The organism is Psychroflexus halocasei, from assembly GCF_900107595.1.
Classification (GTDB): Bacteria; Bacteroidota; Bacteroidia; order Flavobacteriales; family Flavobacteriaceae; genus Psychroflexus; species Psychroflexus halocasei.
Genome location: NZ_FNQF01000001.1, coordinates 404,161 through 428,374 on the forward strand (window position 1 = coordinate 404,161; position 24,214 = coordinate 428,374).

The 24,214-nt window shown below is 35.0% G+C and carries 24 protein-coding genes; 3 read left to right on the forward strand and 21 right to left on the reverse strand.

Going from position 1 to position 24,214, the window contains the following annotated elements:
- Positions 1-2: 2 nt before the first annotated feature.
- From BLV84_RS01775 to BLV84_RS01785, 3 genes are read right to left on the reverse strand one after another with little or no spacing between them, the layout of a single operon-like run.
- Entirely contained in the window at positions 3-1,829 is a 1,827-nt protein-coding gene (locus BLV84_RS01775) for a M1 family metallopeptidase (RefSeq protein ID WP_093238584.1), read from the reverse strand.
- Positions 1,830-1,832: 3 nt separating this feature from the next.
- Positions 1,833-3,506: a S8 family serine peptidase gene (locus BLV84_RS01780; protein ID WP_093238587.1), complete on the reverse strand. Its 1,674-nt coding sequence runs from the start codon at positions 3,504-3,506 to the stop codon at positions 1,833-1,835.
- 15 nt (positions 3,507-3,521) lie between these two features.
- A complete protein-coding gene (locus BLV84_RS01785; RefSeq protein ID WP_093238590.1) occupies positions 3,522-4,379 on the reverse strand; it encodes an MBL fold metallo-hydrolase in 858 nt (285 codons plus the stop codon).
- Positions 4,380-4,473: 94 nt separating this feature from the next.
- Here BLV84_RS01785 and BLV84_RS01790 point away from each other — a divergent pair, with 94 nt between their 5' ends.
- Genes BLV84_RS01790 through BLV84_RS01800 form a run of 3 tightly spaced genes read left to right on the forward strand, consistent with a single transcriptional unit; the run spans position 4,474 to position 7,952 of the window.
- Positions 4,474-6,363 carry a cation:proton antiporter gene (locus tag BLV84_RS01790; protein WP_093238593.1) on the forward strand — a complete coding sequence of 630 codons (1,890 nt, stop codon included), beginning with the start codon at positions 4,474-4,476 and terminating at the stop codon, positions 6,361-6,363.
- A gap of 34 nt (positions 6,364-6,397) precedes the next feature.
- Positions 6,398-7,498, forward strand: coding sequence for a DNA-processing protein DprA (gene dprA, locus BLV84_RS01795; protein ID WP_093238596.1), 1,101 nt, complete (start codon positions 6,398-6,400; stop codon positions 7,496-7,498).
- A 10-nt stretch (positions 7,499-7,508) separates the two neighbouring features.
- Positions 7,509-7,952, forward strand: a complete 444-nt coding sequence (locus BLV84_RS01800; protein ID WP_093238599.1) for a hypothetical protein — start codon at positions 7,509-7,511, stop codon at positions 7,950-7,952.
- 81 nt (positions 7,953-8,033) lie between these two features.
- Here the strand turns inward: BLV84_RS01800 and BLV84_RS01805 are convergent, their stop codons facing one another.
- The 18 genes from BLV84_RS01805 to BLV84_RS01890 form a co-directional block, all read right to left on the reverse strand.
- Entirely contained in the window at positions 8,034-8,927 is an 894-nt protein-coding gene (locus BLV84_RS01805) for a DUF3078 domain-containing protein (RefSeq protein WP_093238802.1), read from the reverse strand.
- Positions 8,928-8,948: 21 nt separating this feature from the next.
- Positions 8,949-9,455, reverse strand: coding sequence for a DUF2480 family protein (locus BLV84_RS01810; protein ID WP_093238602.1), 507 nt, complete (start codon positions 9,453-9,455; stop codon positions 8,949-8,951).
- A gap of 20 nt (positions 9,456-9,475) precedes the next feature.
- Positions 9,476-9,799 carry an SUF system Fe-S cluster assembly protein gene (locus BLV84_RS01815; RefSeq protein WP_093238605.1) on the reverse strand — a complete coding sequence of 108 codons (324 nt, stop codon included), beginning with the start codon at positions 9,797-9,799 and terminating at the stop codon, positions 9,476-9,478.
- 10 nt (positions 9,800-9,809) lie between these two features.
- Positions 9,810-10,181, reverse strand: a complete 372-nt coding sequence (locus tag BLV84_RS01820) for a SufE family protein (protein ID WP_093238805.1) — start codon at positions 10,179-10,181, stop codon at positions 9,810-9,812.
- Positions 10,182-10,233: 52 nt separating this feature from the next.
- Complete coding sequence (locus BLV84_RS01825; RefSeq protein ID WP_093238608.1) at positions 10,234-10,647, reverse strand: META domain-containing protein; 414 nt, start codon at positions 10,645-10,647, stop codon at positions 10,234-10,236.
- On the reverse strand, positions 10,644-11,882 hold the full coding sequence (locus tag BLV84_RS01830) for an aminotransferase class V-fold PLP-dependent enzyme (RefSeq protein ID WP_093238611.1): 1,239 nt from the start codon (positions 11,880-11,882) through the stop codon (positions 10,644-10,646). Before BLV84_RS01830 ends, BLV84_RS01825 begins: the two co-directional genes overlap by 4 nt.
- Before the next feature lie 48 nt (positions 11,883-11,930).
- A complete protein-coding gene (gene sufD, locus BLV84_RS01835; protein WP_093238614.1) occupies positions 11,931-13,244 on the reverse strand; it encodes a Fe-S cluster assembly protein SufD in 1,314 nt (437 codons plus the stop codon).
- A gap of 20 nt (positions 13,245-13,264) precedes the next feature.
- Positions 13,265-14,023: a Fe-S cluster assembly ATPase SufC gene (gene sufC / locus BLV84_RS01840; protein WP_093238617.1), complete on the reverse strand. Its 759-nt coding sequence runs from the start codon at positions 14,021-14,023 to the stop codon at positions 13,265-13,267.
- A 3-nt stretch (positions 14,024-14,026) separates the two neighbouring features.
- Positions 14,027-14,437 (reverse strand): hypothetical protein, encoded by a 411-nt coding sequence (locus BLV84_RS01845; protein ID WP_093238620.1) that lies wholly within the window; start codon positions 14,435-14,437, stop codon positions 14,027-14,029.
- A gap of 13 nt (positions 14,438-14,450) precedes the next feature.
- Positions 14,451-15,896 (reverse strand): Fe-S cluster assembly protein SufB, encoded by a 1,446-nt coding sequence (sufB, locus tag BLV84_RS01850; protein WP_093238623.1) that lies wholly within the window; start codon positions 15,894-15,896, stop codon positions 14,451-14,453.
- 11 nt (positions 15,897-15,907) lie between these two features.
- Positions 15,908-16,237, reverse strand: coding sequence for a HesB/IscA family protein (locus BLV84_RS01855; RefSeq protein WP_093238626.1), 330 nt, complete (start codon positions 16,235-16,237; stop codon positions 15,908-15,910).
- A 73-nt stretch (positions 16,238-16,310) separates the two neighbouring features.
- On the reverse strand, positions 16,311-17,363 hold the full coding sequence (thiL, locus tag BLV84_RS01860; RefSeq protein ID WP_093238629.1) for a thiamine-phosphate kinase: 1,053 nt from the start codon (positions 17,361-17,363) through the stop codon (positions 16,311-16,313).
- Between the two features lie 157 nt (positions 17,364-17,520).
- Entirely contained in the window at positions 17,521-18,900 is a 1,380-nt protein-coding gene (gene accC / locus BLV84_RS01865) for an acetyl-CoA carboxylase biotin carboxylase subunit (RefSeq protein ID WP_093238632.1), read from the reverse strand.
- Positions 18,901-18,954: 54 nt separating this feature from the next.
- The gene (accB, locus tag BLV84_RS01870) at positions 18,955-19,452 is read right to left on the reverse strand and encodes an acetyl-CoA carboxylase biotin carboxyl carrier protein (RefSeq protein ID WP_093238635.1); all 498 of its coding nucleotides are present in this window, start codon (positions 19,450-19,452) and stop codon (positions 18,955-18,957) included.
- A gap of 18 nt (positions 19,453-19,470) precedes the next feature.
- Positions 19,471-20,469 carry a beta-ketoacyl-ACP synthase III gene (locus tag BLV84_RS01875; RefSeq protein WP_093238638.1) on the reverse strand — a complete coding sequence of 333 codons (999 nt, stop codon included), beginning with the start codon at positions 20,467-20,469 and terminating at the stop codon, positions 19,471-19,473.
- A 269-nt stretch (positions 20,470-20,738) separates the two neighbouring features.
- Positions 20,739-22,292: an L-piperidine-6-carboxylate dehydrogenase gene (gene amaB, locus BLV84_RS01880; RefSeq protein WP_093238642.1), complete on the reverse strand. Its 1,554-nt coding sequence runs from the start codon at positions 22,290-22,292 to the stop codon at positions 20,739-20,741.
- Positions 22,293-22,442: 150 nt separating this feature from the next.
- The gene (alr, locus tag BLV84_RS01885) at positions 22,443-23,546 is read right to left on the reverse strand and encodes an alanine racemase (RefSeq protein ID WP_093238646.1); all 1,104 of its coding nucleotides are present in this window, start codon (positions 23,544-23,546) and stop codon (positions 22,443-22,445) included.
- A 3-nt stretch (positions 23,547-23,549) separates the two neighbouring features.
- A complete protein-coding gene (locus BLV84_RS01890) occupies positions 23,550-24,170 on the reverse strand; it encodes a thymidine kinase (protein WP_093238650.1) in 621 nt (206 codons plus the stop codon).
- Positions 24,171-24,214: the final 44 nt, after the last annotated feature.

A 24,214-nucleotide genomic window follows, 5' to 3' on the forward strand; every position in this document is an offset into this window, starting at 1 on the left:
TATTACTTCAATACTTTCACATTATTTGTACGATCAATATCAGCCATAAGTTGACTTGGATCAATTTCAATTTTAGTAATTGCAAAATTAGTCACAGGTAACTCAAGCTTATAAGTTGGAAAAGCCCAAGGCCAATCGTCTTCTACAACATCTTGGTTTGGTTTTGTCCAGCGCATCATTCTCAAAGGAATATAAATCATTTGAGTAGATCCGTCTTCGTAAGTCACCTCAACTTCAAGTGGCATCGGCATTAAGCCTTTACGCTCTAGATTAACGATTATTGTATTTTGAGTGACATCATTTTGTACAGATGTGATTGCATAATCAATCTGATTCGTTGTACGTGTCCAATCATTAAGGTACCATGACAGTTCAGCATCACTTACTTTTTCAGCTATTCTGATAAAATCATTAGGTGTTGGATGCTTAAATTTCCACTCGTCATAATAACGATGAATTGTTTTTTGCAAATTATCTTCACCGATTAAGTAGCCTAATTGAGATAAGAAAACAGCACCTTTCGAATAAGCAGAAGCGCCATAAGCCGCATTATACTTGTATCGATCAGCATGTGTTGTCTGTGGATGCTCAAAGCCTGAATTAGCTAGGCCAATGTAAGAGTTATAAGAATTTTTATGTGGGAAATCAGGATCTTTCTCAAAAACAGCATTTTCAGCTAATGTTGACATATAAGACGTAAATCCTTCGTCCATCCATTCATGTCGTAACTCGTTCGTTGCCAGCAAATGCTGAAACCAAGCGTGAGCTAATTCATGAGCTGTTACGCCAACTAAACTCCCAAAACTTCTTTCACCAGTAATTAAAGTACTCATCGCATACTCCATACCTCCATCACCACCTTGAATTACTGAATATTGCTTGTAAGGATATTGACCAATATGCTTGTTGAAATACTTTAGGAGTCCTTCAGTTTTATCCTGTAAATTCACCCAGTTTTCTTTAATATCTGGGTTGTCTTTGTACAAGAAGTGAAGCGTTGTGCCATCATAAGCCGTACGCTTGTCATGGATATACTCTGGATCAGCAGCCCAAGTAAAATCATGAACGCCTGGCGCTACAAAATGCCATGTGAGTTTACGACCTTTTCTTTTCACTTTTACACCTTCTTCTTCATAGCCATAACCGATTTCATTAGGGTTTTGCAAATAACCTGTTCCTCCTAAAATATAGTCTTTATCAATTTTAATTTTCACATCAAAATTTCCCCAGACACCGTGAAATTCACGACCGATGTATGGATCAGCATGCCAACCTTCAAAATCATATTCAGCTAATTTCGGATACCACTGCGTCATTGACAAAGCGACTCCTTCAGCTGAATTACGACCAGATCTTCTGATTTGCACAGGGACTTGACCTTCAAATTTCATATCAAAAGTTGTACTATTGCCTGGCAGAATCGGATTTGCTAAACGAACTTCTAGCACAGTTCCTTTGACTTGATAAGAAGCATTCTCACCGTCTTGCATTAAACTTTTAACCTTGATAAAACCGATTTCATCTTCTGAAAGTTTAGAAATTCTATCTGTCACCCTTCTATCAGGATCTTTAATTGACCTTGATCTGACATCCATTTCACTTCCTGGTTGAAAAGCATTAAAATATAAATGATAATAAGCTTTATAAAGTGTATCTGGAGAATTGTTTGTATAAACTAATTCTTGCTCACCGTCGTATTGATATTTTTTAACATCAAAATCAATATTCATTGTGTATTCAACATGTTGTTGCCAATATGAGGTATTGTTTTGTGCAAAAGCAACAAGTGAAAAAATGAAAAGATTTAAACTAAAAAAATAACGTAACATAAATTAAAGTTTTGATGCGTAAATAATCGCGTTGTATAAGTTTACCATCTTTCCTGATTTAGAAAGAGTATTAAATGGTCGCATATCTTCAGCATCTCCTCCAACGATAACTTCCATATCAGTTGTTAAACCACTATTAACGATAGCATCTTTAACTTGTTCTGCAGATAATTTTGGAAAAAGAGAACGAAGAACAGCTGCAACACCTGCAACATTAGGCGAAGCCATTGATGTCCCTTGTAAAAACTCGTATTTATCTAAAGGTGTAGTTGCATAAATCGCTGAACCTGGAGAAAATACATCTACACTTTTACGTCCGTAATTTGAAAATCCTGATACTAAATTTTTACCGTAACTTGGCGTAATTGAACCAACATTGATAAAGTTAGAAACGATTTCATTCTCATTTTCTGGCCATTGATCGTTAGGATAAACACGTTTTTCATCAAGATCAATCCCTTCATTTCCAGCAGCATTAACAATTAAAACGTCATGCTTTGCAGCATAAGCGATAGCTTCGTTAACTTTATCTGGGTGTGGCGAATGGTATTTTCCAAATGAAGTATTAATAACTTTTGCACCATTATCAACTGCATAACGAATACCTATTGCAATGTCTTTATCATACTCATCACCGTCCGGAACAGCTCTAACAGCCATAATTCTTACTTTCTCTGCAACACCATCCATCCCGATGTCGTTATTTCTCTTTGCAGCAACAATACCAGCAACGTGAGTTCCGTGCTTAGCATCTTCTTTCTTAGGGTCTGGACCTGCAACTTGATTGTTTCCATAAACAGAAACAGTAAAATCATTTTCATCATCACCTAACTTTTCTGCACGTGCATTTAAATCAATGTTAAAGTGAGAATCAACTCTATTTCCATAATAATCGATACCACCTTGTAATTGTTTTTTGGCTTTTTCTAAATCTTCACCAACATTAGACATAATGTTCATCAAAAACATTTTCTGTTGATTGATTTTCTCATCATCAGACTGCATGTTTTTAAGATTCTCCAAAGTTAAATCTTCTCCTTTTAATGAGTCTGTCAAATTTTTCTGAGCAGTTGTTAACTGTTTAATTAGGCTATTGTAATAGCCAAGATTTGCCTGTGTTTCTTGCATTTCTTTATCAAGCTCAGCTTTTGCAGCCTTGTACATGACAAACTTTTCTTTATCTTCAGCAGAAACATCAGCCAAAGTTTTCCCTTCAAACTGACCTTGATAATCTCTAACAATACGCGTCATTTCAAGATTTTCTTCGATGATATCTCCTAAAAAGTTCCAGCCATGAACATCGTCAACATATCCGTTGTTGTCATCGTCAACATTATTATTAGCAACTTCTTTAGGATTAACCCAAACAACATCTTTTAAATCTTCGTGCTCAATATCAATTCCGCTATCAACAATAGCAACAATAACTTCTTTTCCTTCGTAATCTTTGATCAGTTCATCATAAGCACGCTGTGTACTCATCCCAGGGACAGTGTCTTTGACCAAGTCCATGTGGGCCCAAGATTTTCTAGCATCTTCAGAGAGTGAAGATTTCTTGACATCGCTAAAATCGTTTGTTAGCGGTGTAGCATCAATTTTAGGACCACTTGCACAGCTAATCATAAGTCCTGAGGCAAAAACAAGGCCTGTGACTTTTTTTAAAGAATTAAATTTCATTAGATAAATATGTGTTTAATTAAACAGTTCGTTAAATGTAAATGTTTCATGATGTCTTGCACCTTTTTCGGTATCTTTTAAGGTGATTATTTCATTATGTGCATCATGCTCCAAAAATAAGTAATAGTTTTGATTTACAGCTTCATCCAAAAAAGCTTTCTTTTCTTTTAAGGTTAAAAGCGGTCGGGTATCGTAACCCATCACAAAAGGCAAAGGCACATGACCTGCAGTTGGTAGCAGATCAGCTGCAAAAACTAATTTTTTGCCTTTATAACTTATGATAGGTATCATTTGTTTATCGGTGTGACCATCAACAAAAATAACCTCAAATCCTAGTTCTTGATAAAAATGACGTTGAGATGTACGCTCAAGGAAATTAAGTTGACCAGATTCTTGAATCGGTAAAAGATTTTCCTTCAAAAAAGACGCCTTCTCTCTATCGTTTGGATTTATTGCCCAATCCCAATGTTCACGATTCGTCCAAAATTTAGCATTTTTAAATGCAAGTTCGTAACCAGTTTTATCTTTATTCCACTGAACACTTCCGCCGCAATGGTCAAAATGTAAGTGTGTCAAGAAAACATCTGTGATATCATCTGGATGAAAACCTTTTGCTTTCAATGAATTTTCAAGGCTATGATCACCCCAACGGTAGTAATAACTAAAGAATTTTTCGCTTTGCTTATTGCCTAACCCAGTGTCGATTAAAATTAGTCTGTCTCCATCTTCAATGAGAAGACTAGTTGCGGCAATATCAATCATATTATTTGAGTCAGCAGGGTTTGTTCTTTGCCAAAGTGATTTAGGAACAACGCCAAACATTGCACCTCCATCTAGCTTAAAATTCCCTGTCTCAATAGGGTGTAATATCATATTATGAAGCTTTTATTGCCAAAATACTAAATCTGTCTTAATTTAGGCTTTCATATTTTTTGAATTATGCTATTTTTAACAACAAAAATTATTTATGGTTGAGTTAGCTGGTATTATTATTTTAGGAATTCTTGCTCAGTGGTTTGCGTGGCGTTTAAAAATTCCTGCAATTTTACCTTTAATCCTCATCGGGCTAATAGTTGGTCCTGTGGCAACACTTTTTACTCCTGACAATACGAAACTCATCGAGCCTATTTGGAATGGTGAATCTGGTTTGTTCCCTGGTGAAAGTTTATATTATTTTGTTTCATTAGCTATTGCTATTATTCTTTTTGAAGGTGGCCTGACCTTGAGACGAAGCGAAATTTTAAATGTCGGTCCTGTTATTGTTAAATTAATAACTATTGCTGTTGCAATAACCTTCGCAGGAGCTGGTATAGCTGCACATTTTATTTTAGGACTAAGTTGGCAGATCTCTTTACTTTTCTCCGCCTTAATTATTGTGACTGGACCAACAGTTATCTCTCCAATTCTTAGAAATATCCCACTTAAAAAAGATGTTTCTTCCATCCTTAAATGGGAAGGAATTCTTATTGACCCGATTGGCGCTTTGGTTGCTGTTTTGGTTTTTGAATTTATTATGGCAGGAAAAGGTGAAGCTTATACTACAACTGCTTTAATTGAATTTGGAAAAATTGTTTTATTCGGATTTACATTTGGATTTACTTTTGCCCATGCTTTGAGTTTTGCAGTTAAAAAGAAGGTAATTCCTCATTATTTACTAAACGTTTTTACGCTTGCTACAGTTCTAGGTGTTTTTGTACTTGCCGATCAATTTGCTCATGAAAGCGGACTTTTAGCCGTTGTTGTGATGGGAATTATCATGGGACATACAAACCTTCCTAACCTTAAAGAATTGCTTTATTTTAAGGAATCTCTTAGTGTTTTGCTGATCTCAATCTTGTTCATTTTACTTGCAGCGAATATCAATTATGAAGACTTATTGCTGGTTTACAATTGGGAAACATTGATATTATTTGTGGTGGTCGTTTTTATTGTCAGGCCGCTTGGCGTATTCCTCAGTAGTATCAACTCAACCTTAGAGTTTAATGAAAAACTCTTTATCAGTTGGGTGGGCCCTCGTGGTATTGTTGCTGCTGGTATTGCCTCTTTATTTGGCTTAAAACTGATGAATCAAAATATTCCTAATGCTGAATTAATTACGCCTTTGGTCTTTACAATAGTTTTAGGAACAGTACTTTTAAACGCAACAACTGCAAGGCCAATTGCTAAGTTATTTGGTGTATTTTTAACAGATGCACAAGGTATTTTGATCGTTGGCTCATCATCTTTTTCAAGATTAATTGCTCAATATTTAAAAGATAATAAACGTCACGTTGTTATTGTTGACAACAACAAGAGCAATATTGAGAAAGCTAAACAAAAAGGAATTGATGCAATTCATGCTAATATTTACTCTGATGATTTAATCGATAATATCGAGCTTAGTGACGTGGGTTATATGATGGCATTAACAGGAAACACTTCTGTTAATAAAAAAGCAATTGAAAATTTTGCGAAAACTTTTGGCGAACACGGAACTTACCGTGTTATTTCTTCCGAGGAAATGGAGGATCCTGAACAAAATCCAGAGGAAGGCTTATTCTCTCACACTGATGATTACATCAAACTTGTAAACTTGTCAAGAAGATTCCCTAAGATTAATGAAATTGATTTAAATTCTGAAGAGCACTACAGAGGCTTGGTTGAAATAAGTAAAGTTGATTCTGATATTATTCCTTTATTTATTAAAAATGAAGATGGTAAGCTTAACATTATCAACTCAAACAGTGTGGATATCGAGATAGATCAAGGATCAGTTCTGGTTTATCTGGGTAAAGAATTTAAGCAAGAAGAATCTAAAGAAGTGACTAAAGATGAAGAAGAAATTGACGTAGAGATTGATGAAGAAAAAACAGAGTAATTTATAAATCCAAGAGAAAGATCCTCTTTTAAAAATGACACTAGACGAACTTCAACATGCGATTGCACTCAAACTCATTCCTTCTGTTGGAGACACAACAGCTAAAAAGCTCATACAGCATTTTGGTTCTGCAAAAGCCATTTTTAATGAATCAAAAAAAGATTTAAAAAACTTAACTGGTATAGGTGAAGTTAAGCTGAAAGCGTTTAAAGATCCTGCCTACTTGATCAAAGCGGAGGAAGAGATCAAGTTTATTGAAGAACATAAAATTGATTACACTTACTATAAAGATAAGAACTATCCGCATTATTTAAAACAATGTATTGATTCTCCAATTGTATTATTTTCAAGAGGTAATATTGATTTACAAAATAAAAAAATTATCAGTATTGTTGGAACCAGAAAGATAACAACAAGTGGTATTGAGTTTTGTGAAAAATTGATTGAAAACATCGCTCCACTCAATCCAGTTATTGTTTCTGGCTTCGCTTATGGTGCAGACATTACAGCTCATAAAGCTGCGATAAAAAACAATTTACAAAACATTGCATGCTTGGCACACGGACTCGATCAAATCTACCCGAAAGTTCATAAGAAATACATGAAAGATGTTGAAAATAACGGTGGCTTCATGACAGATTTTTGTAGTTATCAAGAATTTAATCGTAACAACTTTTTATCTCGAAACCGAATCATCGCGGGAATAAGTCAGGCAACAATTGTTATTGAAAGCGCAGAAAAAGGAGGTTCTTTGGTTACGGCGCATATTGCAAACTCATACAATCGAGAAGTATTTGCTGTTCCTGGTAGGCCTACAGATCAATATAGCAAAGGCTGTAATTCTTTGATTAAAAGACAGATGGCTCATTTACTCACCGATCCTGCTGACATTATTTATCATCTCAACTGGGATATTGCAGAAGAGAAAAAGAATAAACAAACACAACTCTTCGTTGAATTAACAGATGATGAAGAAACTTGCCTTAAAATTCTTGAGAAAAAAAGAAAGGCTGAACTTGATGAAATAGCCATTAACTGCCAGTATTCAACTTCAAAAACAGCAAGTATTTTATTAAATTTGGAACTTAAAGGATTAATTAGACCTTTGCCTGGTAAACAATTTGAATATATATAAATCTTAAATAATGAAAACTCTTAAAACTTTGTTTCTTGTCGGTTTAGCGATAATCGCTATAGCTTGTAACGAGGAGCAGAAAACAAAAATTGAATCTGATTTTAAAAAGGAAATTGATAAAGCCATTGAAATTCATGATGATGTAATGCCCAAAATGAGTGATATCAACAAAAAAATCAGAAACCTTGATACGCTTACAGGAATAGATAGTACAACGGTTAATGCATCTAAGGAAAAATTAAAAAACGCTCATGGCGAGATGATGACCTGGATGAAAGATTTTAGTCAAGGTTTTAGCACAAAAGAAATCAGAGAAGGCTTGCAAACTGACAATGCTGATACAATTGAACTTAAAACAAATTTAGCTATCAAGTTTAGAGAAAAAGCCATCAAGATGCAGAAAAACATCAATGAAAGTCTAGAAGAAGCTAAGAAGGTTTTAAATAAAAACTAATTACTAAATTCTTTACTAACAAAAAAAAGGCAGATTCACTTTACAGCGAATCTGCCTTTTTTATGAAATAATATTAATTGCTTAAAGTTCAAAATTGACACCAACACCTAAAACTTCTCTTACTTGAAAACCTTTAGCAGCATTATCATCATAAATCGCTTGAAAAGTCAGGTTTGTTGAAATGTACTTATTGACTTTTAAAACTAAATTCATGGTATAATCAAGATCAACATTTTGTGGATCTTCTAAATAGTTTGAATACAATGCTAAAATATTCTCCACGCTGATATTCTCCATGATATTAAACTTAGCATAAGCATTAACCGAAGCTCCAAACTCAAAGCGTGTTGTTTCACCTTCATCCAATCCAAAAAAATCGCCATCTTCATAACCAGGCGTTGTTGTAAACTCTTTATCGGCAGAAATCATACGCCCTGATAATGGTGAGATATTAACTTTAAGGTTATTGCTTTTTTTCCATAAAGCACCTAAAGCTATTTGCGTATAAGCAGGTGACATAAATTGCGTTTCTTTCTCTCTGATTTCTTCACCGGTGTTTGGATCTTCATCAAATTCATAACCTTTATCAAACTGTGTTTTGAAGTTGAGCAAAGCTGAAGCAAACCAGTTTGTATCTTGAAATTGACGTCCTACAATTGAATTAATTTCAAATCTATCACTTGTTTTTCTATAAAAATCCTGCTCTTTTGTTTTCGTAATACCATAGTCGGCAAGAATTTTTGTATCCCAACTATACTGATCTTTCTCGTAATTAATATCATAATTAATCACAATATTACCTGAGTAATTTGAGGTTCCGCCACCTTGCCATTCCGCATTAAAAGCAGATTGATTAATAAGTAGTGAAAAGGTTCCTCCTGTTTTCCAGATTGAATCTTTTGGAGTTGGGTTTGAGTCTTGCGCATATAGACCAAGGCTCAGAAATAAACTTAAAAGAAAACTTATTTTCTTCATAGACATACTAATATTTAGGATTTATTTTTTCTTTTTATAAAGCGGAACTGCAGAACAAGCCTCACCATACATGATGCTTTTAGCATATTCTTGAAGCTTTGAAATAATTAATAAGTAGGCGTTTTGTGGCACTGGTTTATCGCTACAACCTTTCACAATAATTGGCTTATCTTGATATTCAGATAAATCAATATCTTGAAGTTTTTCAGCATACAGAATACTTTCTAAAACCTCTAAATCACCGTAAATAATTTTTTTAGCATAAGCCTTAAGATGTGTAGCAACAAGCATATATGCCCAAGTTGGCACAATAGCATCTGATGAGCAATGCAAAGCAATATAAGCATCTTTGTACTGCTCCCAATCAAACTCTTTTAAAGCTTGGCGAAATTCTTTCTCACGCAATACAAAACCTTCATACAGCCATTGCTTTAAGTCTATTTGAGAGCGCGTTCCTGGCACATAATAATCTTCAAGATTAAATGTGATTAATTGACTTTGTGCAACTCGGTTGACAATTTCTGACATAAATAATTTTTATCTAAAGCTTAAAGCATTCCTAGTTCAAGCTTTGCTTCTTCACTCATTAAATCTTGTGACCACGGTGGGTCGAAGGTCAATTCAACACGTGTATCATTTACTGAATCAAGAGATTTTACTTTCTCACCTACTTCCTGAGGCATTGATTCTGCCACCGGGCAATTAGGCGAAGTCAAAGTCATTAAGATTTTTACATCTCTATCTTCATTGACAAAAACGTCATATATCAATCCAAGTTCATAAATATCAACTGGGATTTCTGGATCATAAATTGTTTTTAAAACACGAACAATCTCGTCGCCTAATTCTTGAGTATCAACTTTATCTGACATAACTTTTCATTTAATGGTTACTGTACGCAATCGCATACATTTTCAATTGTTTAATCATACTGACCAATCCATTTGCGCGCGTTGGCGATAAATGATCTTTTAAACCGATTTCATCTAAAAAATCAGTATCAGCATTCATAATTGCCTCCGGAGTTTGGTTGGAGAAAACACGAATCAAAATCGCAATAATTCCCTTTGTAATAATCGCGTCACTATCAGCAGTAAAAATAACTTTACCCTCTTCAAAATCTGCTCTTACCCACACTTGACTTTGACAACCTTTTATAATATTATCCTTTGTTTTATATTTTTCATCGATTATTGGAAGCGATTTCCCGAGTTCAATCATGTACTCATAACGCTGCATCCAATCATCAAACATGCTAAATTCGTCAACAATTTCTTCTTGTATTTCTTTGATATCACTCACTATATTATTGTTTTTGAGCTTTAATTAAAGTTTCTCCTTTATCATTTTTAAAAATAATCTCTTTTTCTGTTTGTTGAAAAGTCGAGATTTTTGCTGCTAATTGAAAGAGAAGGTTTTCGTTTTCCATTTGTTTAGCGCAATATTTCTTTGTTGAAACACCATGACCTAAATCAATACGACCATCGGTAATTGCATAATTAAAGCTATAATTATTACAACCTCCAAAACCGTATATTTTGGCATCTTTACTAGAAATACTCAGATCTAAATCTGCTTCTGAAACATCCTTCTGACCAAGTTTTACAATTTTAAAATCGTCAGATTTTAGCTTCTTAGAACTAGCAGCGGATTGCCCAACCTGACATGAAACAGCTAAACCTAATAAACAAAATAAAAAAACAGCTTTTATCAATCTCATAATAGCATTGATTTTGCTTTTTTGACAGCTTCAATAAAGGCATCAATTTCTTCTTTAGTATTGTAAAAAGAGAAAGAAGCACGAACTGTACCTGGGATTTTATAAAACTTCATAATTGGCTGAGCACAGTGATGACCTGTTCTTACAGCGATACCCATTTTATCTAAAAGCGTTCCGATATCATAAGAATGAATACCTTCAATGTTAAATGAAATGACAGCCGTTTTTTGTTCAACAGCGGTTCCGTATATTCTGACATCACCAACTTCATTCAATTGATTTGTCGCATAAACCAATAGCTCCATTTCATAATCTGCAATCGCATCAAAGCCAATCTTATTCATATAATCAAGAGCGACACCAAAGGCAATTCCGCCAGAAATATTTGGCGTTCCTGCCTCAAATTTATGTGGTAAACCTGCATAAGTTGTTTTCTCAAAATCAACTTCAGCAATCATCTCTCCTCCACCTTGATATGGCGGAAGTGCTTCAAGAAGTTCTTGTTTTCCATATAAAACACCCACACCAGTTGGACCACACATTTTATGCGCTGAAACTGTATAGTAGTCAATATCTAAAGCCTGAACATCTGCTTTAATATGTGGAGCAGCTTGTGCACCATCTATCAAAACTTTAGCACCAACAGCATGTGTTTTCTCAATGATTTCTTCAATAGGATTAATTGTCCCTAAAGCGTTTGAAACGTGATTAACAAAGACAAGTTTCGTATTGTCATTGAGTAACTGGTCAAAAGTATCAAGCTCAAGTTCACCGTTTTCTGTCATCGGGATAACTTTAAGCTTGGCTCCTGTTTTTTCGCACATCATCTGCCAAGGCACAATATTAGAGTGATGCTCCATCGCCGAAACAATCACCTCATCTTGCTCATTCAAAAGCTGAGAATAACCATGAGCCACCAAGTTTATAGCATGAGTTGTACCAGCTGTAAAAATGATTTCATGAACGTGTTCTGCATTGAAATGTGATCTTATTTTTTCTCGCGCTTGCTCATAAGCGTCTGTTGCAATTTGGGATAACGAATGTACACCTCGATGAATATTGGCATTGTAATCTGAATAATAATGAACAATCGCATCAATGACCTGTTGTGGCGTTTGAGAGGTTGCTGCATTATCAAAATAAACGAGCGGTTTCCCGTTTATCTTACGTTGAAGAATTGGGAAATCCGCTCTAATTTTATTCATGTCCAATGTATGTTTAGAAGTCTCTTGCATTGTTTTAAAATTTAATGAACTCCCAAACAATGATAATGACCTTAAAATTTATGAGTCGAAACCTAATTCAACACCAATTTTTAAAGCGATTTGTTTGGTAATTCTTTTCTTAATTTCAGGAATTTTCACGCTGCTTAAAACATTGTTTGCAAAAGCAAACATCAGCAATGCACGTGCCTCTTTGTGAGGGATTCCTCTAGTTTGTAAATAATAAAGTGCTTCTTTATCTAATTGACCAATTGTACATCCGTGACTACATTTCACATCGTCAGCAAAAATCTCCAACTGTGGTTTTGAGTTACAAGTTGCTGTATCGTCAATCAAAATATTGTTGTTACTCTGGAAACCGTCTGTTTTTTGAGCAATTTTATCAACGAGTACTTTTCCGTTAAAAACACCAACAGATTTCTCTGAAAAAATGCTTTTATAATCTTGATAACTCTGACAATTAGGCTGTTGATGATGAACCAATGTGTTATGGTCAACATGCTGCTTACCTTCAATAATTGTTACACCTTTTAAAATAGAGTTGATATTTTCTCCTTCTTGGTAAAAATTAAGATTATTTCTTGTTAATTTACCTCCAAAAGAGAATGTATGCACTGAAGCAACACTGTCTCTATCTTGCTTCACAAAAGTATTATCAATTAAAGAAGCTGAAGTGTGATCGTTTTGAATTTTATAGTAGTCGAGTTTAGCATTTTTCTCAACGAATACTTCAGAAACAACATTGGTTAAAACTGGATTTTCAGTTAAACTTTGATGCCTCTCAATGATTTCGACCTGAGATCCTTCTTCAAGAACGATTAAGTTTCTTGGTTGTACCATCAAAGCTTCTTCATTTCCTGTTGAAAAATTCAGGATTTGAATTGGCTTCTCAGCAGCTACATTTTTAGGGATGCGGATGTAAGCACCTTCTCTTGTAAAAGCTGTATTTAAGGAAACCATGCTATCTTCTGGGACAGCTTTATTGAAATATTTATCAATAACTGGCTTGTATTTGTCTTTATTTAAGGCAGAGGACATCAAGCAAGCATCAATCAACTCGTGCGTTGTATTTGATAATTGTGATGAAAAAATACCATCGACAAAAACAATTGTATACGTATCAATATCGTGGATAAAATACTTCTTAACATCCTTATAATCAAGCGCATCTTCTTTTTTCGGGAAGAAGTTATAGTCTTGTTTTAAAATAGGTTTTAAAGAAGTGTATTTCCAATCTTCTTGTTTTTTTGTAGGAAAACCAGTTTCCTCAAAAAACTTGATAGCTTCATCTCTGTGTTTATGGATATCACTTTCCATATCGACATTCTCTTCAAAAAGCAGATAAGATGAAATTAATTTATCTTTTAGTGTCATTTTTATTACTTTTTGAGTGATTAAAGACGTGCAGTTTGTTCTTCCTTAATCCAATCATAGCCGCGTTCTTCAAGAACCTTAGCAAGCTCCTTATCACCAGATTTAACAATCTTACCATCAAGTAAAACGTGTACAAAGTCAGGAACGATATAATCTAATAAACGCTGGTAGTGTGTAATTACCAATGTTGCATTTTTATCTGTTCTTAAATTATTGACGCCGTCAGAGACAATTCTTAAAGCATCGATATCAAGACCTGAATCTGTTTCATCAAGAATGGCCAATTTTGGTTCTAACATTGCCATCTGGAAAATCTCGTTACGCTTCTTTTCTCCACCTGAGAAACCTTCATTTAATGAACGCGACAAGAATTTTCTATCAATTTGAAGTAGTTCAGATTTTTCTTTAATTTTTTTCAGCATATCTTTTGCTGGCATTGCTTCTAAGCCTTGTGCTTTTCGAACTTGATTAATTGATGTTCTTACAAAGTTAGTCACCGATACACCTGGAATTTCGACAGGATATTGGAATGAAAGAAAAATTCCTTTATGTGCTCTTTCATCTGGAGAAAGTTCTGATATATTTGATTTTTCAAAAATAATATCACCTTCAGTTACTTCAAAATCTTCATTTCCAGCGATAACAGAAGCTAATGTACTTTTACCAGAACCATTTGGTCCCATAATCGCATGAACTTCACCAGCATTTATTTCAAGGTCAATTCCGTTTAATATTTCTTGACCTTCAACGTTAGCATGTAGGTTTTTTATTTTAAGCATGATTTACTTTGTTTCTAATTTGACTTTTTGTTTTTGTGGTGCTTTGACTTCAACAATATCTTCGATGATCAGCCATTCCTCCCACGTATTTTTTTGTTCTGATTTAGTAATTTCACCTGTTAAAATCACAGGAATCATATCAAAACTATCTCTTTTAACTTCGTTAGTTTTTTTGACGAGCTCATTCGCTTTATCGTTCATTTTTATACCATAAATAAAGTCGTCTCCTTTTAAAACAGCTAGATTATCTAGGTAAATAAATTCACCTTTAATCAATTTTCCTGCTTCATATATGCGCGTACTTTTAACTTCTTTCATTGTTTTTTCAGTTTCAGAAACTTCAGATTTTTCACTTTTCTGACAAGCAACAAGTGATATTAAAACGAAAACAATAATAACTTTGAGTCCTTTCATCATAACTAATTAATTATCCAACTGAACCTTCTAATGAGATTTGCAATAGTTTTTGAGCTTCAGCAGCAAACTCCATAGGAAGTTTGTTTAGTACTTCTTTACTGAATCCATTCACGATCAGTGCAATTGCACTTTCAGTATCGATTCCTCTTTGGTTACAGTAGAAAATTTGATCTTCACCAATTTTACTTGTCGTGGCTTCGTGCTCAACTTGACCAGTTTTGTTTTTCATCTCGATGTAAGGGAAAGTATGCGCTCCACATTTATTCCCCATCAATAATGAGTCACACTCTGAGAAGTTACGTGCATTTTCTGCGCGTTTATTCATCTGAACTAAACCTCTGTAAGAGTTTTGAGAATTACCAGCAGAAATTCCTTTTGAGATAATTGTACTCTTGGTGTTTTTACCAATATGTATCATTTTCGTTCCCGTATCTGCTTGTTGATAATTATTTGTCACAGCAACTGAGTAAAACTCACCTACTGAATTATCACCTTTTAAAATACAGCTTGGATATTTCCATGTAACCGCAGAGCCAGTTTCGACTTGTGTCCAGCTAATTTTTGCATTTTTCTCACACAATCCTCGCTTTGTCACAAAGTTAAAAACACCTCCTTTACCTTCTTTATCACCAGGGAACCAGTTTTGAACTGTACTGTACTTAATTTCAGCATTATCAAGTGCGACAAGCTCTACAACTGCTGCGTGCAATTGATTCTCATCACGCATTGGCGCTGTACAACCTTCAAGGTAACTGACATAACTTGAATCTTCAGCAATCACTAAAGTTCTTTCGAACTGACCTGTTCCAGCTTGGTTAATTCTAAAATATGTAGAAAGCTCCATTGGGCATCTCACACCTTTTGGAATGTAGCAGAATGAGCCATCACTAAAAACGGCTGAGTTCAATGCTGCAAAAAAGTTATCTGTTGTTGGAACAACCGAACCTATATATTTCTTAACAAGTTCTGGATGTTCTGAAATAGCTTCAGAAATTGAACAGAAAATAATTCCTTTTTCACGAAGATTCTTTTTAAATGTTGTCGCAACAGAAACTGAGTCCATCACAACATCAACAGCAACACCAGCTAATTTCTTTTGCTCTTCTAATGAAATACCTAATTTCTTAAATGTGTCAAGTAATTCAGGATCAACCTCATCTAAACTATCATATTTCGGTTTGTTATTAGGTGCCGAATAATATGAAATAGCCTGGTAATCTGGTTTTTCGTAACCGACGTTTGCCCAATCAGGCTCTTCCATTGTTTTCCAATGTCTGAAAGCCTCTAATCGCCATTTCGTCATCCAACCTGGCTCACCTTTCTTTTTAGAAATTCCTATCACCACATCTTCATTAAGGCCGGGTGGAAAAGTATCAGATTCAATATCGGTGTAAAAACCGTACTCGTACTCTTTATCTTTGAGTTCTTTTTCTAATTCATGTTCTGTATAAGACATAGCATTCTTTTTTATAATGAAAAACTTTCGCCACAACCACATGTGCGTTGTGCGTTTGGATTATTAAAAACAAAACCTTTGCCGTTAAGACCTCCTGAATATTCTAGTGTTGTACCTACGAGATATAAAAAACTACTTTTATTAATGACTATTTTTACGCCATTATCCTCAAATACTTTATCTTTTTCTTGATGATTTTTATCAAAATTCAAATCATAAGACAATCCAGAACATCCGCCACTTTTTACGCCAACACGTACAAAGTCGTTGTCAATCTTAAAGCCTTCTTCAGCCATTAAGGCTTTCAATTTTTGCTTTGCTGTTTCACTTACTTTGATCATCCTTTTTTAGATTAATTCTAATTAATTCACAAAGATACATTTAACCTTATCAAAGACAAACTCATTAACATTATTATTCATCTTCATCAACTGTGTTCCAACCTCTTGCTTGCATAGGAATCTTTGTATTCATCCTTGAGATTAAATGAATCCCTTCTTTTTCTTCAACCATGTGGCCAATGACTGTTAAATGCGGATTAGCTTTGATTTTCTCATAATCATTTTGACTAATCGTAAAGAGCAATTCATAATCTTCACCTCCATTTAAAGCAACAGTTGTGCTATCCAAGTTAAACTCTTCACAAGTCGAGATAACTTTAGGGTCAAGAGGAATTTTATCTTCATATAGATTAGCACCAACTTTAGAACTTTTACAGATGTGCATGATTTCAGAAGAAAGTCCGTCGCTAATATCTATCATTGAAGTTGGCTTCACTTCAAGTTTTTTCAAGAGTTCAGGAATATCTTTTCTTGCCTCTGGCTTCAGCTGTCTTTCGATAAGATAAGTGTATTCAGTTAAATCAGGTTGTGAATTTGGATTCACCTTAAAGACTTCTTTTTCTCTTTTTAGAATTTGCAAACCTAAATAAGCGGCACCAATATCACCAGTCACGACTAGTAGATCGTTTGGTTTAGCACCATTTCGGTATGCAATATCTTCTTCTTTTGCTTCACCTAAAGCAGTGATGCTGATTTGTAAACCTTTGACAGATGAAGTTGTATCTCCTCCAATCACATCTATATTATATAAATCCGCAGCTTTTGTAATTCCTGCATATATTTCTTCAAGCGCTTCAACAGTAAAACGATTTGAGCATGCGATAGAAACTGTTATTTGTTTTGCTTCGGCGTTCATCGCATAAACATCGGATAGATTAACCATCACAGCTTTATAACCCAAATGCTTTAGCGGCATGTAAGACAAATCAAAATGCACACCTTCAACCAAAAAATCTGTTGTTACAAGAGTTTTGTGCTGATGATCTATCACAGCAGCATCATCGCCAATTCCTTTAAGAGTAGAGTCTGGGTGTTTAATTTTAAAGTGCTGTGTTAAATGATCTATCAATCCGAATTCACCTAACTCTGATAATTTTGTTTTACTATCTTCTGTGTTGTCAAACATGGTTTCAAATTATTTTGCAAAGTTAGTAATAAAGATTTTGATGAGGGTATGATATCATCTCAGCTCAAGCTTCCAAATGCTAAAGTTCTCTAAAAAATTGCATAAAAAAAATCGCACTTGAGAAAGTGCGATTTCAGAAGATAAATCTTTTTATATTCTACTCGTCATCATCATCGTCTTCATAATCACCTTTAGGTTCTTCAGGCATATTAAAATCTTCCATAAATTTTGTTGTGTAATTACCAGAAACATAATCAGGATGTTTCATTAACAAACGATGAAATGGAATTGTTGTTTTAATCCCTTCAATAACAAATTCACTCAATGCACGACGCATTTTATTAATCGCTTCTTTACGTGTTTGTGCAGTCACAATCAACTTTGCAATCATAGAATCGTAATTGGGTGGAATCACATAATCACTGTAAACATGTGTATCCACACGGACACCATGACCACCAGGAATATGCAATGTTGTGATCTTCCCAGGTGAAGGTCTAAAGTTATTGTAAGGATCTTCAGCATTGATACGACATTCGATAGAATGAAGTTTAGGGAAATAATTTTTACCAGAAATTGGTACACCTGCAGCAACTAAAATCTGCTCTTTGATCAAATCATGATCAACGACTTCATCAGTAATTGGGTGTTCAACTTGAATTCTCGTATTCATTTCCATGAAATAGAAATTTCTGTGTTTATCCACGAGAAACTCAATTGTTCCGGCACCTTCATAACTGATATATTCTGCGGCCTTTACTGCTGCATCTCCCATTTTCTTTCTGAGTTTATCAGTCATAAAAGGAGAAGGTGTTTCTTCAGTTAATTTTTGGTGACGTCTTTGCACTGAGCAATCTCTTTCAGATAAGTGACAAGCTTTTCCTGTTTGGTCTCCAACAATCTGAATTTCAATATGGCGTGGCTCTTCAATAAGCTTCTCCATATACATATCATCATTACCAAACCCAATTTTAGCTTCTTGTCTTGCTGATTCCCAAGCTGCTTCAAGTTTATCTTCGCTCCAAACAGCTCGCATTCCTTTACCACCGCCACCAGCAGTAGCTTTAAGCATCACAGGATAACCAACTTTTTTAGCGGTTTTTTTACAGTCTTCAAAGTCTTTTATAATTCCCTTTGAACCTGGAACACAAGGCACGCCAGCAGCTTCCATGGTTGCTTTAGCTGTTGCTTTGTCTCCCATTTTCTCAATCATTTCAGCTGAAGCACCGATAAATTTGATGTCATGTTCAGCACAAATCTTTGAAAAATTGGCATTTTCAGATAAAAAACCATATCCAGGATGTATTGCATCTGCATTGGTAATTTCAGCAGCTGAAATAATATTTGGTATTTTCAAGTATGATTCGCTAGAGGCTGGCGGTCCAATACAAACAGCTTCATCAGCAAACCTTACGTGCAAGCTTTCCTTATCAGCAGTAGAATAGACAGCAACAGTTTTGATGCCCATTTCTTTACAAGTGCGAATAATTCTTAAAGCTATTTCGCCGCGATTTGCGATTAATATTTTCTTAAACATAGGCTTTTCTTTTAATAAAGATTAAAAAGTAAATTGTTAGAAGAGAACATCAATTTAAGATGGATCAACTAAAAATAAAGGTTGATCAAATTCAACAGGAGAAGAATCATCAACTAACACCTTGACGATTTTACCTGAGACCTCACTTTCAATCTCGTTAAATAATTTCATAGCTTCAATTGTACAAAGCACATCACCTTCGTTAATTTGACTACCCACTTCTACAAAAGCTGGTTTATCTGGTGAAGGTTTTCTGTAGAAAGTTCCGATAATTGGAGACTTAACAGTAATATATTTATCATCACCTGAAGGATTTTCAGATGTCGCATCGGCTTGAGGTGCTGCCTGAGCAGGTGCAGTCGCTTGAGGTTGAGCTGACATTTGCTGCTGTGGCATTGCTCCCATTGGGATTTGCTGAACGACTGTTCGCTCTCCACTATCTTCTGAACCTGTTTTGATCGTAATTTTAAAGTCATCCATTTCAAGCTTAACTTCGCTTGCTCCAGATTTCGCTACAAATTTAATAAGGTTCTGAATTTGTTTAATTTCCATAGTTTAAGTTTTTGTGAGTTATTTAGTATTATAAGCCCATTTCAAGTAGATTGATCCCCATGAGAATCCTCCTCCAAATGCAGCAAAGATAATATTATCACCCTTTTTTAACTGTTTTTCGTAATCACTTAATAATAAAGGTAAGGTTGCGGAAGTTGTATTCCCGTAACGCTGTATGTTCATCAAGACCTTTTCTTGGTCTAAGTTCATTCTTTTTGATGTTGCATCAATGATGCGTTTATTGGCTTGATGCGCAACTAACCAACTGACATCATCAGCTTTTAAATTGTTGCGTAGCATTATTTTTTCGCTCACATCAGCCATATTAGAGACGGCAAACTTAAAAACTGTTCGCCCATCCTGAAAGACGTAATGTTGCTTATTTTTAACTGTTTCTTCAGTTGCTGGCATTTGCGAACCACCAGCGTCAATCTTTAAAAATTCTCGCCCAATTCCATCGGTACGCAAAATCTCATCTTGCAAACCAAAGCCATCCTTATTTGGCTCAAATAAAACTGCACCAGCACCATCACCAAAGATAATACAAGTTGCGCGATCTGTATAATCTATAATTGATGACATTTTATCAGCACCAACTAGTAGAATTTTTCTATAACGACCAGATTCTATATATGAAGAAGCTGTTGACATGCCGAATAAAAAACTCGAACAGGCTGCTTGTAAATCGTAAGAAAAAGCATTAGTTGCACCAATTTTTGTCGCTGTATATGCCGCCGAACTCGCGACAGGCATATCAGGTGTGGCGGTTGCAAATAAAACAAGATCGATTTCTTTAGGATCAAGGTTTGCTTTTTCAATCAAGTTTTCAGCAGCTTTAATTCCCATATATGATGAGCCTTTCCCTTCATCTTTAAGAATTCGTCTCTCCTTAATTCCTGTTCGGGTGGTTATCCATTCATCGTTTGTTTCCACCATATCTTCTAACATTTTATTTGTTAAAACATGGTCTGGCAAATAAGAGCCGACAGCTGTTATCGCTGCTTTAGTTTGATTCATACTTTGAATATTTAGCGTCTAATGACAGCTTTAAAATTGATTTTTGAGAAATAAAAAACAATGCAAATTAAAATGATTTTTACTCTTAAACAAAAAACTATACTGCTAAAATATTATTTTGTTTCAAAAATAAAACACAAACACCTGAATTAAAGCAATTTACATATAAATATTGATTTTTATTATCAGATTCGTTTTTAAGAATGCTAAAATTTGTAAAAACAAAAAAGCCCTGAAACTTTCAGGGCTTTTATAATAAAAACTGAGCTTTATAAATCGAACTTGATTCCTTGCGCTAAAGGCAACTCAGTTGTATAATTAATTGTATTTGTTTGTCTTCTCATGTAAACTTTCCAAGCATCAGAACCTGATTCACGGCCGCCGCCAGTTTCTTTTTCACCACCAAAAGCACCGCCAATTTCAGCACCTGATGTTCCAATATTAACATTAGCAATACCACAATCTGATCCTTCAACAGATAAGAAACGTTCTGCTTCTCTTAAATTATTTGTCATAATTGCAGAAGAAAGTCCTTGAACAACACCATTTTGTAGATCTAAAGCGTTGCTGACATCGCCTGAATATTTCATAATATAAAGAACAGGACCAAAAGTTTCATGCTGCACAATTTCATAATCATTTTCAGCTTCAGCAATTGCTGGTTTAACGTAACAACCACTTTCATAACCTTGACCTTCTAAAACGCCGCCTTCAACTAAAACTTTACCACCTTCTTCTTCAACTTTTTTCAAAGCATTGAGGTAATTGTTAACCGCATCTTTGTCAATTAATGGACCAACGTGATTATTTTCATCAAGTGGGTTGCCTATTTTAATTTGCTTGTAAGCATCTACGATTGCGTTTTTAACTTTATCATAAATTGAATCGTGTATAATCAATCGACGTGTCGATGTACATCTTTGTCCGCAAGTTCCAACTGCGCCAAAAACAGCACCAATCACTGTATTTTTGATATCAGCATCTGGTGTGACGATAATCGCATTATTTCCTCCTAATTCTAAAAGTGATTTACCTAATCTTTTAGCGACAGCTTGTGCAACAATTTTCCCCATTCTGATAGATCCTGTTGCAGATACGAGAGGAATACGTTTGTCATTCGTCATGTATTCACCGACTTTATAATCACCAGTAATTAAAGATGAAATTCCTGCTGGCACATCATTTTTCTCAAAAACACGTGCAGCAATTTTTTGACAAGCCACTGAAGTCATCGGTGTTTTTTCAGAACCTTTCCAGATACAAGCATCACCACAAACCCAAGCTAGAGCTGTGTTCCACGACCAAACTGCAACTGGGAAGTTAAACGCAGAAATAACACCAACAACACCTAAAGGATGCCACTGCTCGTACATGCGGTGACCTGGGCGCTCAGAGTGCATTGTTAAACCGTGTAATTGTCTAGAAAGTCCAACTGCAAAATCACAGATATCAATCATTTCTTGAACTTCACCTAAACCTTCTTGGTAAGATTTACCCATTTCATAAGAAACAAGTTTTCCTAAAGGTTCTTTTAGGCGCCTTAATTCATCATTAAACTGACGAACAACTTCACCACGTGCTGGTGCTGGCCAAGTTCTCCACTCTAAAAATCCTTTGTGAGCAGTTGTAATAACTTTCTCATAATCTTCTTGAGTTGTCGCTTGTACTTTTCCGATTGAAGCGCCATCAACAGGAGAAAAAGATTCAATCATTTCACCATTTGCAAAAGATTCTGTTCCTGTAGAAGTTCCTTTATTTTCTTGCTCTAGACCTAAATCTTTAAGCGCTTTATCAATGCCGAAATTCTTAGCAATATCACTCATATTATTCTTTATTTTATTTGATTATTAAACAATTTCTTGCGAATGTAACATTTTTTTCACGGATTTAATAAGGCTATTCCTTAAATCGATGTTATTTGAAATACAACTTATTAACGTCATAAAAGTGAATTTAAAAAGTAGAGTGATAATTCAAATCTCAATAACACGTGTGACACGTTGTGAGATTCGTGTGATGATTTCGTAAGGAATAGTTTGCTGAAATTTATCAAAGCTGACTGCTGAATGTTCTTTTCCAAAGATAGTAACATCATCACCTTCTTGACAATCAATCCCTGTCACATCAACCATGAGCGTATCCATACAGACATTCCCAACAATTGGCGCTTTGTGTCCATTCACCAATATCTCAGCTTTTCCATTACCAAATTGACGTGCAATACCATCTGTATAACCAAGAGGTAAAGTAGCGATTTTTGCTTCTTTCTCCGTTTTGAACATTCGCTCATATCCCACGCTTTCTCCTTTTTGGATTGTACGAAGTTGAGCGATCACAGTCTTTAGGTTTGAAACAGGAATGAGTTGAGCGTTTTCAGCTTCATTATTACCATAACCGTAGAGTGCAATACCTGCACGCACCATATCAAATTCCGCCTCTGGATAATTAAAAATACCACTAGAATTACATAGATGTGATACGAAAGTTTCTCCGAATTTATGAATGAAAAATTGACGTGCTATTTGAAATTTCTCAATTTGCTGCTTTGTAAAATCAACTTGAGAAGCAGTACCGGAAGCTGCCAAATGAGAAAACAAACCAGATAATTTAACTCGTTTATTCGTTTGTATTTCTTCATAAATTTCATCGAGCTCATCGAGATCAAAACCCAATCGATTTAAGCCTGTGTTGATTTTTAAATGAATTGGAAAATCAATTGTTTCCAATTCATTTAGATGCTTGTTAAGTCCAATTAAGAAATTGAAACTATAAACACTTGGTGTTAAGCGGTAATCAATCAAATTAGACAATTCTTCGATTTGAGGATAAAAAACCAATATTGGCGTTTGTATGCCAGAGTTACGCAACCTCACGCCTTCTTCAGTGTAAGCGACAGCAAGATAATCAACACCATAATCGACTAATTTATGAGCGATAATTTCAGAATCCGTGCCATAAGCAAAAGCTTTGACAACTCCCATTATTTTCGTTTCAGGCTTCAATTGACTTTTAACTGTTTTATAGTTTTCAGCCAAAGCCTTTAAGTCAATAATTAATCGGGTTTCTTTTGTTGTCATTTATTATTCAGACTCGTTAATCTTATTTTCTTTATTCTTAAGCTTCTCTTCTCGCATCGCTCTATAAAAAGCCGCACGACTTAAAGGTTCATAAGCTTCAGTTTCGCCCAATAAAACCAAATCGTCTTGTGTAGATTTTCTAAAACTATATTGTGCTAAATTTCCTGTGCGTGTGCAAACTGCGTGAACTTTTGTCACGTATTCAGCGGTTGCCATTAAGTGCGGCATCGGCCCAAAAGGATTGCCTTTAAAATCCATATCCAAGCCAGCAACGACAACACGAACGCCACGATTGGCAAGATCATTACAAACACTCACAATTTCGTCGTCAAAAAATTGCGCTTCATCAATCCCGACCACTTCACAATCATCTGCAAGAATACGTATGTTAGCTGCTGCTGGAACTGGTGTTGACCTAATGGCATTAGAATCATGAGACACAACATCAGCATCATCATAGCGTCGATCAACTTCTGGTTTAAAGATTTCGACTTTTTGTTTGGCAAACTGGGCACGTTTCAATCTACGGATTAGTTCTTCAGTTTTTCCTGAAAACATACTTCCACAAATCACTTCTATCCAACCAAATTGCTCATCAGGATTTACTGTATTTTCGAGAAACATTTTGTAATTTAGGCGTTTAAAATTAAAGTTGAGATTCACTTTCC